Here is a 13,751-nt window from a genome sequence, read left to right as displayed (position 1 = left end):
ATGAGGGTTAGTGTGGCCCCAACATCAATGGTTGTCGCTGCACGCTAAAATCGGTATTTTCCCAAGATTCAGGCGGCAGATAACACGGTCAACGACCTAAACATGCAGTTTAGGATCAACAGCGTTATCTGCTCACAGCGTGTCTGATTATTTACCAAACATATCCTCAAAATCAAAACCTTCAGCTTGCAGGCTAGCCATGATGGATGCAGCAGTAATCGTTAACTTGGACATAGTAAGGACAAGGGTTTTATCATCGAAAATGTCGCTGATACTAGCACAGGCGAGCGCAGTATTCTCATCTGCCGAGTAATCATCACGCCGTCATTTGCTGGTTGAGCGTGACCAATTTACCTGCGATGTTGCATAGCTAGCCAAGCTGTTTAAGGACGGAGTTGGTGAAATCTTAGGGTGATCAGCTCATCGAGTTGATGTTGCTCTTTTTTGGCTTGGCGCAGTTGTTCGGCCATTTCGCGCTGCTGCAATAGCTTTTGCAGCCCCAAATTAAAGCCGACTTGTTTGCTGCATGCCTGCTGTTGTCGGCCAGCGTCTTGGCTGACTTCGGCGACACGTTGGTGTTGCTGCTGCCGCAGCCCTTGCATCTGGTGCTTCATCTGCGCCATGTTTTGCAGCAGCAAAGCGTTGCAACCCGGTTGCACCGCCAGTGAGTCGATGTGTTCGGTCAATTGCGATAAGCGGGTTTCTTCCAGTTGTTGCTGTTGTAGCAACTCTTGGCGCCGCTGCTGCATATGCTCCAGCTTGCGCTGTTGCAACTCCATGTACTTATTGAGCGACTTCATTAATCAACTCCATCAACTGCTGTTGACTCTGCTGGAAACTGACTTGCTCATACAGCCCTTGGCACAGGAAGGCTTCCATCTTCGGATAGAGTTTGACGGCTAAATCGAGCTCTGGGTCTTCACCAGCTTGATAGGCGCCAAGCGGGATCAACTCCTGCACTTCTAAGTAACGGCTGTAGAGTTTTTTCAAGCGATAACAAGCTTGTAGCTGCTTATCATCGACAATCTGTGGCATGACGCGGCTGATAGATGCGCCAATATCAATCGCCGGATAGTGGCCTTTTTCGGCCAAGGCGCGCACCAGCACGATGTGACCATCGAGAATGGCGCGAGCGCTATCAACAATCGGATCTTGCGAGTCATCACCTTCGGCCAAGACGGTGTAAATGGCGGTCATAGTGCCGCGGCTGTGCGCGCTGTTACCGGAACTTTCTACCAAGCTGGTTAACTTGCTAAATACCGATGGCGGATAACCTTTGGTGGCAGGCGGCTCGCCCAGCGATAAACCGATTTCCCGCTGCGCTTGGGCATAACGCGTCAGGCTGTCCATCAGCAGTAATACGTTTTTACCTTGGTCGCGGAAATGGCTCGCTAGCTGATGGCTCAGTTCGGCGGAGCGCATACGCAGCAACGGTGAATGATCCGCCGGAGCCGCCACCACAATGGCCTTTTTCAGCCCCTGCTCGCCCAAAGCGTTTTCGATAAAGTCTCGCACTTCCCAGCCGCGTTCGCCCACTAGACCAACAATCACCACATCGGCGTTGGTGTAACGGGTCAACATACCGAGCAATTTACTTTTACCGACACCCGAGCCCGCAAATAAGCCGAGGCGCTGCCCTTTACCGACCGTAAATAGCCCGTTGAGCGCGCGAATGCCCACATCCAGCGGCTCGGTAACGCCACGGCGTTGCATTGGCCCTAGGTGCGGTGCTTGCAAGCGTTGTTTAGGGGCTGTGAGTGGACCAAGGTCATCTAATGGCCGCATCAGGCCATCGACAACTCGTCCCATCAAACATTCACCCACCGGAATGGCGGCGGAGTTATCAATCTGCCGTACCCGCGCACCAGCATACAAACCGGAAACCGAGGCTAATGGCATCAAAAAGGCTTTGTCTTCATCAAAGCCGATCACTTCAGCGTCAAACCATTGGTCGCGCCCTTCCACTTGGCAGCGCTGCCCCAATGACAAACGGCCACCAGTCACCGTCAATGTCAGTCCATTGATGCTGAGTAAGCGGCCGTAGCTGTAATAGGATTTGGGCGAATGTAACTGGGCGGTCGCCTGTGCTAGGCGTTGGCTAAAATCAATCTGCATTGCCGACCAGCATAGGTTTGATTTGGGCTAGCACTTCGTCAAGGCGCTGTTGGAACGACAGTTGGTGCAACTGATTGTCACCGTCAAACTGGACTTGACCACGTGGCAAATTGTCGTCCACCCGCACCTCAACGCCCGCTATCTGGCTGATATTCTGTGTTTGTAACCACTCACCATCGGCGGTCGCCACATGAATAGTGCTGATGGCTTCGCGCCCTTGCAGGCAAGTTAATACTTTTTGAATCGCCGCTAAGTAGCTTTCCGGCTGTAGTGCCAGTTCCGCTTCAATCACCAACTGCGCGACCGCCGATAAAGTGTCAAACAGCTGTTCTGATAGTTGCTGCTGTTGCAGTGACAGTTGCTGTTTTACACCGTTAAGCAACGCATCAAGTTGTTGTTGATGCTGTTGCTGTAGCTCGTTAACGCGTTGTTCGGTTTGCTGTTGGCAGCGGGTTTCCATCTCTTGGGTGAGCTGCTGCCGTGCTGTTTGCTGGCCTTGTTTATCGCCCTCGGCGCGGCCTTCGGCCAAACCACGTTGGTAGGCCAACTGTAGCCGCTGCTCAGTATTCAGCAGCAGCTCTTGGCGATCTAAAGTGGGGAACGGAGAGTTTGCGCTCATTAACTAGCCCATCACCTCTTCTGGATAGAGGCGATAATCCACCCGACCTTCGGCCATCATGCGGCGAATCACCTGCATGATTTCCAAGCGTGCGGCTTCCACTTTACGTACCGGCTGCGGGCCTAGGCCATCCAGCTGTTGTTGGTACACTTGCGCCAGACGTTTTGGCAATGAGGCCAGCATAGCGGTAACAAACTCGGGTTTGGCGCCTTTGAGTGCCACAATCCACAGTTCGTCGGAGATCTCGTTCATCAACTCGGCACGCACCTCTTCGGTTTGGTGCTCCAGCGTGTCAAAGTCGAACATGCGTTCTTCAATGGCATTGGCCGTTTCTTGGTCGTGCTGCTTCAACAAGGTGATGATTTCGGCCTTGTTACCGTTATAACGGTTAACAATTTCCGCGACTTTTTCCACACCGTTGAGACGCGCGCCAGCTTGGTTGCCAACAAACTCGATACAACGTTCGAGGGTATAACGCAGGTCATCAATCACGTGTTCGCTGACTTCACGCAGGCCAGCGACGCGGAATAACAGATCTTCATGGCGTTCTTTCGGCAGCAAGCTGATCACCGCCGAACTTTGCTCGGCTGGCAAAAAGGCCAACATCAACGCCTGCATCTGCACATGTTCTTGCTCGAGGAAACGGGCAATCAATTCTGCAGGGATCCACTCTAAGCGGCGCAGATCATCAACCAATTCGTTGCCGTAGATATCATCCAACATGCCACGCGCCAGTTTACGGCCGACGGCTTTGTCGAGTGCTTTCTCTAGATAGCGGCGCGAGGCACCGCTGACGCCACTTTCTACGCGATAACTATCAAAGAAGTGACTCAGAGTTTGGGTCATATCTTCTTGCGATACATGGGCAATCTTCGCCATCCGCTCTGACAGCGCTTTCACTTCAGTGCGGCCAAGACGGCGGATCACGTTTGCGGCGTTATCTTCACCCATGCTCAGCAGCAAAATGGCGGCTTGATCTAGCTCAGACAACTGCTGTTTGTTGAGTTCAGGACTTTCTAGTTTCAATTTCGATTCCCCGTTCTACCCAAGTTTTAATAACAGCGGTAACACGCTCTGATTCTTTATTAGCTAAGTACTGCATGTGGGCCACTTGCTCTTCAAACAGCGCGCCAGCTTCTGGTAGCGCCATCGCTTGTATTGGCTCTTCACGCATCAATTCGGTTTTGGTAACACTTTTACTGCCGGTGCCGTTATCACGCTCGCCATCGCTGTTTGCTTGACCGTTGCCATTGTTGGCAGCAAATTGCTGGTCGTGAATGGTGTCAGGCAACTGCGGCGCATGGTTGTCACGTTTGCCTTTGACCAGATGGTTAACCAACGGACGCACGCCGAAGAAGATCAGTGCTAAGGCAATCAAGGTACCGAACAGGTAACGAGCATATTCACCTACCATTGGCAACTGCCACCACGGGGTTTCATCAGCTACGGCGGTAACGTCTTGAGTCACAAATGGGAAGGTGGAAATATTGAATTTGTCGCCACGCGCTTCGTCATAACCGGCGGCGGTTTTCACCACATTGCCGAGTGATGCTAACTGCGCGTCAGTCCAACCGGAGCTTTGCGTTTCGCCCTCGCCGTTAACACTTTTCACCGCTTCGTTCACCAACACTGAGATGCTGATGGACTTCAAGCGCCCTACTTCATACTGGGTGTGCGTAACTGAGCGACCGCTATCAAACTTGCGTTGCGCTTCTTGGCGTTGGTTGGTGCGGCCACCATCGTTATTTTGTTGCTGGCCGTTTTGATTTTGGTTCTGCGCATTGGCCGCCACTGGCGGCTGGTTGGCTAATGAGCCAGGAATGCCCATCGCTAATTGATCTTCACTGCTACCTGATTTGGTGTTTTCAGAGATCACCACAGTGTTTGGATCTAGCGTTTGCTTGGTCTCTTCTACTACGCTGAAATCCACATCAGCAGACACTTGGATGCGGTAGTTACCCTCGCCCACAATTGGCAGCAACATAATCGCCGCACGTTGCTCGATGTTGCGTTCGAGCTTGTCGATAAACTGCAGTTTTTTGCTGGATTCTTTACCTACAGGCGAAGTATCAAACAGTTCGGCCGTCAGCAGTTCACCTTTTTGATCAACTACGGAGACCGCACGTTGATCCATGCCCGGCACACTGCCAACCACTAAGCTGACAATCGCCTCAACTTGCGGTTGTTTCAGCTCATAACCCGGTGCCAAATCCACCATCACCGAGGCAGAGGCGGTTTCCTCTTTGCGGCCGATAAACAGGCTACGTTTAGGAATCGCCAAATGCACACGCGCATTTTGAATACCGGCCATATTCATAATGGTGCGCGCCAGCTCGCCTTCTAAGGCGTGCTGGTATTGTTTGGTTTCCATAAACTGACTGGCGCCCATTTTGACTTTGTCAGTCAAACTGTTGAGGCCATCTGGCAACGCAGCTTTAATACCGCGGGCAGCCAAGGTAATACGCGCATCAGCCAACTTATCAGACGGCACCATAATGTTGCCGGTGTCAGTGTCGATACGGAACGGCACTTGGTCTTTGTCGAGGATCTCCAGAATACTGGCTTTGTCGTAATGCTCTTGGTTACCGTACAGCGGCACATAGTTCTTTGCTGAGGTCCACAAAATAATAACAATGGCTGCGGCCACTAATGTGGCTAACAGGGCGATGGAAGCTAAGCTGCGATCGCCATTTTGCGGCCAGCCGAAACGGCCAGACAGGTTCACTACTTTTTCACGTAAACCGGCACTGTTGGCACGGCTTGGAAAATTAGCGCCGTCTTTCGTCGCTACTACGTCTTTCATTCAAATTTCCTACAGCGACAGACGCATAACGTCGTCAAAGCCATCCATCAATTTATTACGCACTTCCATCAGCATGTTGAAGCTCAAGCTCGCTTTTTGGCTGGTGACCATGGTGCCAATCACATCTTGTGACTCGCCAGTATCGACCGCGCGCATCATGTCAGCCGCCAGATTCTGCTGAGCGTTGATATCGTGGATTACGTGCATAAAATCCTGCTGAAAACCGCCATTTTGTGCAGGAGCAATCTCGTTAGAGGAAGCGATCTGTTCCATGCTGTTCATGCGGCTAAGTAACAGATTTTGTGTTTCAATCGAGTTCATTTGGTGTTCCTAATCAAGATGCGATTGCGTCGATATCTATGCCTACTTCACGCATTGCGGCCAACTTATAGCGCAATGCACGCGTACTCATGCCCAAGGCCTCCGCGGTGCGGCTGCGATGGCCATTAAAGCGTTGCAGTAAATCGTAAATGTAATCAAATTCGGCTTGTTTTTTGGTGTGACGTAAGCGCACGCCACAATCCTCGTTAGCCGCAACTGGCACCGCCAGCGGCAGACCTAAATCTTCGGCTTGTAACTCCATGCCGCGCGCCATCACCAGCGCCCGCTGCATAACGTTTTCCAGTTCGCGCACATTGCCCGGCCACTCGTACGCCAGTAGGGTTTCTCTGGCTGCGCTACTGAGCAGATATTTGTCTTGGCCGTACTTTTTAATGAAGTGCTGCGCTAACGGCAACACATCTTCCATACGTTCACGCAGTGCTGGCCAGCGCAGTGGTAATACATCTAAGCGATAAAATAAGTCTTCGCGAAACAAGCCTTGCGCCACCAACTCACGTAAGTCTTTGTTACAACACACGATGATGCGTAAATTCAGTTGAATCTTCTGATGGCTACCGATGCGCTCCACTTCACGCTCTTGCAGCACGCGCAGCAGTTTGCTTTGTAAGCTCAGCGGCAACTCAGTGATTTCATCAAGCAATAAGGTGCCACCGTTCGCCAGTTCAAACTTACCGGCTACCGCATTGACGGCACCGGTAAACGCACCTTTGGTATGGCCGAACAGCATGGCTTCCAGCATGTTTTCAGGAATGGCAGCGCAGTTAACCGCAACAAACGGCTGGTCGCGACGTGGCGATGACTGATGAATAAATTGGGCCAGTTTCTCTTTGCCGGTGCCAGATTCGCCTTGAATACAGATGGTGGTGCCGTTAGTTTGCGCGGCGCGATTGGCGAGACGCAGCACCTGTTGACTCACAGGGGAAACGGCAACCATGTCGCCAATATGCTGCTGCATAAAGTGCGCTTCACGGATCGAGGTCAACAGCTGTGATTGACTGTAAGGGTACAACAGATAGTCTATAGCCCCACCAGCGAGCGCATGCGAAGCCAAGGCACTTTGGCCTGATTCGACAATCACAATGGTCGGCGTAGCTGGAAATTTAGCGCGCACAGCCCCCAACCACGAGTCAACCTGCGTAGCGGAGTTTACAAAGTCGATAAAAATAATATCAGGGGTTCTGGAGACATTATGTAATTGATCACTTTTAGTATAAATAAGTGATAGCGACTCCTGATTAAAACTTTCTAGTAACGTTGTTTTTGGCCGTTTGTCGGCGAGCCATAATACGGTCTTACTATTCATTTATTCACCCATTATTTTTGCGAATGAGCCTGACTGTTACCCGTCGATTTAACCCTTGTTCTAGGGTTTTATTATTAATAACGGGATAACGACTTCCGTGTGCTCTCACTTCTAATAATGACGAGTCCATTCCATATTCAACTAAACGTGAAGCAACATCATCAGCACGCTGCTGCGACAAAACTCTATTTGCCGTATTGTTGCCCACGTTATCCGTGTAGCCATCAATCAACACTTTGGTGACATTTCTATCCAAAGAAATATATCGAACAATATTTTGTAATAGCGCTAAATCTTGCGCAGAACTAATCGTGCTTTTACCCGTCGAAAAATAAAATTCACTCTCTCTCGCGGTAGTCCAAGAAATAGGCGCCATTGCGGAAAGACATTGACGGAACTGGATCACCGCATCGGCACCACGAGTATTGGTAAACACCACATTTTTGTGTTGCTCATGCTGTAAATACGCAAAAGACAACCAATCACCCGCGGCGATAGCGTCTAACACTTCGCTACCAATGTCGAAAAATTCTACTTTTGAATCAACAAATTGCCCTGACGCCAATGTGGGATTAACCCGATCGACATCTTTTTTCCAGTCGGCATTTTGAATACGAACCGCGGCTTGCGTTGCCGCAGCATCAGGGTGCTCTAGCGCCAAAATCAGCTTAGTTGCATGCTCTGGCTCACGTTGCAAAGACACTTCTGCAACGCCAACTAAACGCTGACTCAGACGGCACTCAAAGTTGCTCTGCTTAATATTCCACGCGCCATTTTCATAAGCTTGTTTCCACTGTTCAGCTGCCTGAAGCGGTGAAACCAACGCAAACGACACGAGAAAGCAGCCAACACAACTTAATTTGGCAACTAACATCAAAATTCCATGAAGTTATTACAAGCCTACCTGGCTCAAATTTATTAATAAGCAGAGGGGAAACGGGAAGAATCCGGATGACCACTTGCCACTAAGTAAATGCAACCCCGCTATCATATCCACAGCTATTGGACTTAGACCGGTAGCTTTGCGTCCTGACTTTTCAATCAGTTTGCCAGTTAATTTCCTTAGCAACCATCTTACAGAGAGGGTTACGAACAGATATTACTGCGGCTAAAGTAGTATATTTACAGCTTTCATTCAACATTGTTACGAACTTTATTTAGAGTTTTTGTTCAGATTGGTTTTTAGTTAAGCAAAAGCGTGATCATTATCCCAAATTACCCAAAATATCGACACGAACATTGTCTGGTACTTCATTGTATGATAGGACCGCCAAGTTATTTTGGGTAAAAGTGCGCGCATAACGTGCTAAAAGTGGTCGTAATTGCGGCGCCACCACCAACACAGGATTAACCCCTTGCTGCTGCATCTGCTGTTGGATCAGTGGCATCATCCGCTGGAACTGCTGCAACAGGTTTGGTGCCACCGGAAAACTATCCAACGCCACTTTGCCACCTTGCATCGCTTGGCTTAACGCATTCTGCAAGGTCTGCTCCAGTTTGCTATCCAAACTAAAGGCCGCCAGCTCATCACGTTCGCCCATCAATTGGCGGGTAATGGCCCGTTGTAAAGCACAGCGCACATCGGCCGCTAGCAGGATCGGATCTTTAGTGACATCGGCGCTATCCACTAGCGTGTTCGCCACCGTAACCGCATCTTTAATCGATACCAATTCCCGCAGCAGATAACGGAACACTTTCAGTTGCACGTTTTCGTTGAGGGCTTTTTCTAAGGCACCGGCCAGATCTGGCGCTACCTCCTTTACCCGCGAGTTGAAGTGTTTTATATCGTCAAAAGAGAACAGTTCATCTAACGCCCCTTTGATCACTTTTCCCGCGTGGGTGGCAATCACCGTTGGCAAATCAACCACCGAATAACCCATATTCAGCGCCCGTGATTTATTTTCCTCTTTGATCCACACGGCGCTGAGGCCGTAAGCGGGATCTTTGGTCACCTCACCATCGAGCTTGCCGTAAACTTCACCAGTATCCAGCGCCAGCAATTGATGCGGCTTGAGAATGCCGCTAGCGATAGGAATGCCCGACAGCAAAATGCGATACTCCTGCGGATTGAGTTTGAGGTTGTCTTTAATGCGCACTTCGGGCAGCAAAAATCCCAACTGCTCACACAAGTTTTTGCGTATGCCGCGCAGGGTGCCGATCAACTCTTCACCTTTCTCTTTTTCCGCCATGTATACCAGCATAAAGCCGAGTTCGATGGAGATTCGATCCACGTGTGGAATGTCGTTCCAGCGCAGTGATTGGCTCTCGCTTAACGATTCGGTGAGCTTTTCGACCTCTTCAAACGTGTCCGCTGGCTGGCGTTTATGTAGACGCCATGCCACGTAAAATAGAATGGCGGCAAAAGTGAGGAACGCCAGTGTTGGCATACCGGGCACAATGCCCAATGCCACCATGATCACACCGGCCGTGGCGACGATACGCGGCGAGGCCAACAGCTGAGCACCGATGGCTTCCGACATGTCCTCGTCATCGTTCATACGAGTAACGATGATGGCCGCAGCTACCGCTAACAGCAGTGATGGAATTTGCGCGACTAAGCCGTCACCGATGGTCAACAGAGCGAAACGTTGGAACGCTTCGCCCATGCTCAAATCATGCTGGAATACGCCAATGCTGACACCACCGAGCAGGTTGATCACCAAAATGATCAGACCGGCAATCGCGTCACCACGCACGTATTTGGACGCACCGTCCATCGAGCCGTAGAAGTCTGCTTCACGCGCCACTTCGGCGCGGCGTGCTTTGGCCTGCTCGGGGCCGATGAGACCTGAGTTAAGGTCGGCGTCAATCGCCATCTGCTTGCCGGGCAAGGCATCCAGCGTAAAGCGTGCGGCCACTTCGGAGATACGTTCACCACCTTTGGTGATCACCACGAAGTTCATCACCATCAAAATGGCGAATACCACGATACCGACCGCATAGTTACCGCCGATCACCACTTCACCGAAGGCTTGAATCACCTTACCGGCGACATCGGCACCTTCATGACCGTGCAGCAACACCACACGGGTAGAGGCGACGTTGAGCGTCAAACGCATCAAGGTGGCAACCAACAATATGGTCGGAAATACCGAGAAATCCAGCGGTTTACGGCTCGACACCGCCACCAACAACACCATGATTGACAGCACAATGTTGAAGGTAAATAACGTATCAAGCGCCCAAGCTGGCAGCGGTAAGATGACCATCGCCAAGATGGCCAGCAGCAGCACAGGGATTGCGGTATACGGTCTGGTGAGGTTACGCCAGTTCAATGAGAATCTCCCACATACTAATGTTTAATAAACTTCTTCGGAATTTGTAGCTCAGGCAACGGCGCAGGTTTGCCACCCGTGCCTGCTTTATACGCTTTGAGCTGCACCACGTAAGTGAGCACATACGCTACGGCGGCATACAAGCCAGCGGGCACTTCTTGATCTACTCGAGTAGACCAGTAAATTGCCCGCGCCAGCATTGGAATTTCCAACACTTCTTTGTTGTGTTCGCGGCCGATAGCACGAATACGCAGTGCCATTTCATCCATGCCTTTGGCGAGCACGTAGGGCGCTTTGGCGTCTTTTTCGGAATAACGCAGCGCCACGGCAAAGTGAGTCGGGTTGGTAATAATCACGTCCGCTTTAGGCACCCGTTCTTCGATACGGCGGCGAGAAAACTGATATTGAATTTGGCGAATACGGTTTTTGATTTGCGGGTTACCGTCGGTCGACTTGCGCTCTTCTTTGACCTCTTGCCGGGTCATCTTCACCTTATCCATCACCGATTTAATCTGGAACGGCACATCAATCGCCGCCACGAGGATCAGCAAGCTCGCCATGATCATTAGCGTGAGAAACAGCAGTTGCAGCCCTTCTGACAGCGATATTTGTAAGTCTTGCCGCTGCAAGTCGATCAGTCGGCCGGTCAGTTGGCGCAAAAACAGCAGCAAACAACCGAGTAACAACGTGATCTTGATTATCGACTTCAACAGTTCCATCAAACTATTTTTGCTAAAAATTTTAGCTAGGCCAGAGATGGGATTCAGCCGTTTGCCTTTAAAGGCGATCAAACTGCTTTGAAATATTGCGCCACCGGGTAAGGAACCACTTACCCACATGGCGATAAACAACACCGTCAGCATGGGGAGCAATGTCATCATCATGTCATGCACCGCATCGCTGAGGTTAATCACCATCATGCTCTTATCAAACACCACCGTGTGATTGAGCTGCATACTGCGTTGCATCACGGTGGTGAACAGTGTGGTAAACAGCTCGGCGAACCACAGCATCGCAGCGACACCAACAATGATTAGAATGGCGGTATTGAGTTCGCGCGAACGGGCGACCTGCCCCTCCTTGCGCGTTTCGCGTAATCGTCGCTCGGTGGGCTGTTCGGTACGTTCTTGACTGGTATTCTCGGCCATCAGTCACCCACCATAAAACGACGCATGGTATCGAGCGTGTCAAACAACAGTTGTGAAAATAAGCTGCCCGCTTGGGCAAAGGTCAGGTACACAATCACAAATCCGAGCATCAAGGTGACCGGAAAACCAAATGAAAACAGGTTAAGCGATGGCGCTGAGCGGCTAGCAATACCAAACGTCATATTCACTAATAACATGGCGATAACCGCGGGCAATGCCACTAACAAAGAGGAGGCGAAAATCCACCCAAACATGGTCAATAGCGCATCAAAATTAAGCACTTCTAAGCTGTGCCCCACCGGCCATAACTGAAAACTATCAACCATCATCTGCAAACCGAGCAGATGACCGTTAAAGGCGAAAAACAGCAACACCATCATCAACCACAGCAAGTTACCGAGAATCGACACTTGGTCACCCGACGCTGGGTCCATCACCATCGCCATCGACAAACCCATCTGCATCGACAGCACCAGCCCCGCTTGCACAAACACCTCAAACAACATGCGAAAAGCCAGCGCCATACATAAGCCAAATACCACTTGCTCAAAGGTGAAGGCCACCATCGTCAGTGAGAAGGGATCAACCTCAGGCATTGTTGGCAGTTGTGATGACAAAGCAAAGGCAAGGAAAAAGGCCAGTAGAATACGGCTGCGTGCCGGTACGGCAGGATTGTCCATCACTGGCATGGCCCAGAAAAAACTCGCCAGACGCACAAACGGCCACCAAACGGCGCCCATCAAGTGCATCAAATCTGTTCCCAATACCGGCACCAGCGAACTCATCCAAACACTCCGGGGATCATCTGTCCGAGGCGGGTAAACCAGTCCGTTAACGTTTCTACAATCCAGTGACCAGCAAAAATCAGCATCATCAAGGTCATCAACATACGCGGTAGAAACGTCAGCGTTTGCTCTTGTACTGAGGTAGCGGTTTGGATAATGGCAACAATCAAGCCCACCACCAAGCTCGGCGCAATCATCACCAGTAGAATTTTGATGATGGTGATGACCGCATCACCCACCAATTGTATGGCTAACTCGGGACTCACCAGGAGCCTCCGAAGGTTGCGGCGAGCGTCCCGGCCACCATTGACCAGCCGTCTGCCAACACAAACACCATTAACTTAAACGGCAAACTGATAATGAGCGGCGACAGCATCATCATCCCCATCGACATCAATACGCTGGCAACCACCAAGTCGATGATCAGAAACGGAATAAACAGCATAAAGCCAATCTGAAACGCGGTGGTTAACTCACTCAATACAAAGGCTGGCACTAACACATCCAGCGGAATATCTTCTGGCTGCATGGTCGGCGCTTCATTGGCGATGCGCAACACTTGCTGCAATTCGTTCTCGCGGGTTTGCGCGAGCATAAACTTACGCAGCGGCGCCTCTGCCCGCTCCAATGCCTGCTCAGTGGTGATCTGTTCCGCCTGCAACGGCTTAACGGCGTTATCGTAGATGTCATGCCACACTGGCCGCATTATCAGTAACGTCAACATCAAGGCGATGCCAACTAACACGCGGTTAGGCGGGCTCTGCTGCAACCCCATCGCTTGACGCAAAATCGCCAGCACGATGACGATACGGGTAAACGATGTTGCTACCATTAAAATGGCAGGCAACAAGCTCAGCACCGTCATCATTAACAAGATCTGCAACTTGATGTTGTAGTCTTGTCCATCGGGCGTGTCATGGGTAGAAAATAGCGTCACATCCTGGGCGTTGGCGAGCAGTGGCAAGCACCACAGCACCAACATTAAGGCGAAGCGCCAGCGTTTACTCTGCAGCACGGTTTTTATCCGCAACGTCTTTCGCTAAAAAGCGAATGCCATAGTGACCATCAACCATTACCACTTCCGCTTTAGCAAACGGCACACCGTTTACCATCACGTCCAGCGGTTCACCAGCCATTTTGTCCAGTGGCAACACATCGCCTTCTTGCACTTTGCTCAGTTCGCCTAAGGTGAGTTCGGCGCTGGCAACTTCTAAGGTAACGGTTAACGGCACATCGCTAAAAAATGCCATATCTGGCCCTTTAGCTTTGGCGCCAACACCGGCGTCATCGTTGATATCATCCAGCTCAAACGCATCCAATTCTGCTAGCGCTGCATCCAAATTATCAGTCATATTGTTGTG

14 protein-coding genes and 1 riboswitch are annotated in these 13,751 nt (G+C 50.8%); all 14 genes read right to left on the bottom strand.

Translation table 11 applies throughout. The annotated features are described in order from the left end of the window. Window positions 1-383: 383 nt before the first annotated feature. The 14 genes from L9G74_RS02915 to L9G74_RS02850 all read right to left on the bottom strand — a co-directional run bounded on the left by L9G74_RS02915 (window position 384) and on the right by L9G74_RS02850 (window position 13,742). Window positions 384-800 (bottom strand): hypothetical protein, encoded by a 417-nt coding sequence (locus L9G74_RS02915; protein WP_238894786.1) that lies wholly within the window; start codon window positions 798-800, stop codon window positions 384-386. Then, on the bottom strand, window positions 784-2,115 hold the full coding sequence (locus L9G74_RS02910) for a FliI/YscN family ATPase (RefSeq protein WP_238894785.1): 1,332 nt from the start codon (window positions 2,113-2,115) through the stop codon (window positions 784-786). The genes L9G74_RS02915 and L9G74_RS02910 overlap by 17 nt, the downstream gene beginning before the upstream one ends. Beyond that, the gene (locus L9G74_RS02905) at window positions 2,105-2,734 is read right to left on the bottom strand and encodes a FliH/SctL family protein (RefSeq protein WP_238894784.1); all 630 of its coding nucleotides are present in this window, start codon (window positions 2,732-2,734) and stop codon (window positions 2,105-2,107) included. Before L9G74_RS02905 ends, L9G74_RS02910 begins: the two co-directional genes overlap by 11 nt. A 3-nt stretch (window positions 2,735-2,737) precedes the next feature. After that, window positions 2,738-3,760, bottom strand: coding sequence for a FliG C-terminal domain-containing protein (locus L9G74_RS02900; protein WP_238894783.1), 1,023 nt, complete (start codon window positions 3,758-3,760; stop codon window positions 2,738-2,740). Further along, a complete protein-coding gene (fliF, locus tag L9G74_RS02895) occupies window positions 3,741-5,537 on the bottom strand; it encodes a flagellar basal-body MS-ring/collar protein FliF (RefSeq protein WP_238894782.1) in 1,797 nt (598 codons plus the stop codon). Before fliF ends, L9G74_RS02900 begins: the two co-directional genes overlap by 20 nt. Before the next feature lie 9 nt (window positions 5,538-5,546). Further along, window positions 5,547-5,858: a flagellar hook-basal body complex protein FliE gene (gene fliE / locus L9G74_RS22275; protein ID WP_275297232.1), complete on the bottom strand. Its 312-nt coding sequence runs from the start codon at window positions 5,856-5,858 to the stop codon at window positions 5,547-5,549. Between the two features lie 13 nt (window positions 5,859-5,871). After that, window positions 5,872-6,990 (bottom strand): sigma-54 dependent transcriptional regulator, encoded by a 1,119-nt coding sequence (locus tag L9G74_RS02885; RefSeq protein ID WP_326521501.1) that lies wholly within the window; start codon window positions 6,988-6,990, stop codon window positions 5,872-5,874. A gap of 196 nt (window positions 6,991-7,186) precedes the next feature. Then, window positions 7,187-8,056, bottom strand: coding sequence for an OmpA family protein (locus tag L9G74_RS02880; RefSeq protein WP_238894781.1), 870 nt, complete (start codon window positions 8,054-8,056; stop codon window positions 7,187-7,189). Window positions 8,057-8,153: 97 nt separating this feature from the next. Further along, a riboswitch (cyclic di-GMP riboswitch) is annotated at window positions 8,154-8,243 on the bottom strand. 144 nt (window positions 8,244-8,387) lie between these two features. Beyond that, on the bottom strand, window positions 8,388-10,457 hold the full coding sequence (locus L9G74_RS02875; RefSeq protein WP_238894780.1) for a flagellar biosynthesis protein FlhA: 2,070 nt from the start codon (window positions 10,455-10,457) through the stop codon (window positions 8,388-8,390). Window positions 10,458-10,474: 17 nt separating this feature from the next. Then, window positions 10,475-11,605 carry a flagellar biosynthesis protein FlhB gene (flhB, locus tag L9G74_RS02870; protein ID WP_238894779.1) on the bottom strand — a complete coding sequence of 377 codons (1,131 nt, stop codon included), beginning with the start codon at window positions 11,603-11,605 and terminating at the stop codon, window positions 10,475-10,477. After that, entirely contained in the window at window positions 11,605-12,390 is a 786-nt protein-coding gene (gene fliR, locus L9G74_RS02865) for a flagellar biosynthetic protein FliR (RefSeq protein WP_238894778.1), read from the bottom strand. The genes flhB and fliR overlap by 1 nt, the downstream gene beginning before the upstream one ends. After that, a complete protein-coding gene (locus L9G74_RS02860) occupies window positions 12,387-12,656 on the bottom strand; it encodes a flagellar biosynthetic protein FliQ (RefSeq protein WP_238894777.1) in 270 nt (89 codons plus the stop codon). The genes fliR and L9G74_RS02860 overlap by 4 nt, the downstream gene beginning before the upstream one ends. Continuing rightward, on the bottom strand, window positions 12,653-13,372 hold the full coding sequence (fliP, locus tag L9G74_RS02855) for a flagellar type III secretion system pore protein FliP (RefSeq protein ID WP_238895159.1): 720 nt from the start codon (window positions 13,370-13,372) through the stop codon (window positions 12,653-12,655). The genes L9G74_RS02860 and fliP overlap by 4 nt, the downstream gene beginning before the upstream one ends. A 19-nt stretch (window positions 13,373-13,391) precedes the next feature. Then, window positions 13,392-13,742, bottom strand: a complete 351-nt coding sequence (locus L9G74_RS02850) for a FliM/FliN family flagellar motor switch protein (RefSeq protein WP_238894776.1) — start codon at window positions 13,740-13,742, stop codon at window positions 13,392-13,394. Window positions 13,743-13,751: the final 9 nt, after the last annotated feature.

This window comes from Shewanella electrica (assembly GCF_022321485.1).
GTDB lineage: Bacteria > Pseudomonadota > Gammaproteobacteria > Enterobacterales > Shewanellaceae > Shewanella > Shewanella electrica.
The sequence above is the reverse complement of the archived record's forward strand: the minus strand, read 5'-3'. Positions and strand labels throughout refer to the sequence as shown.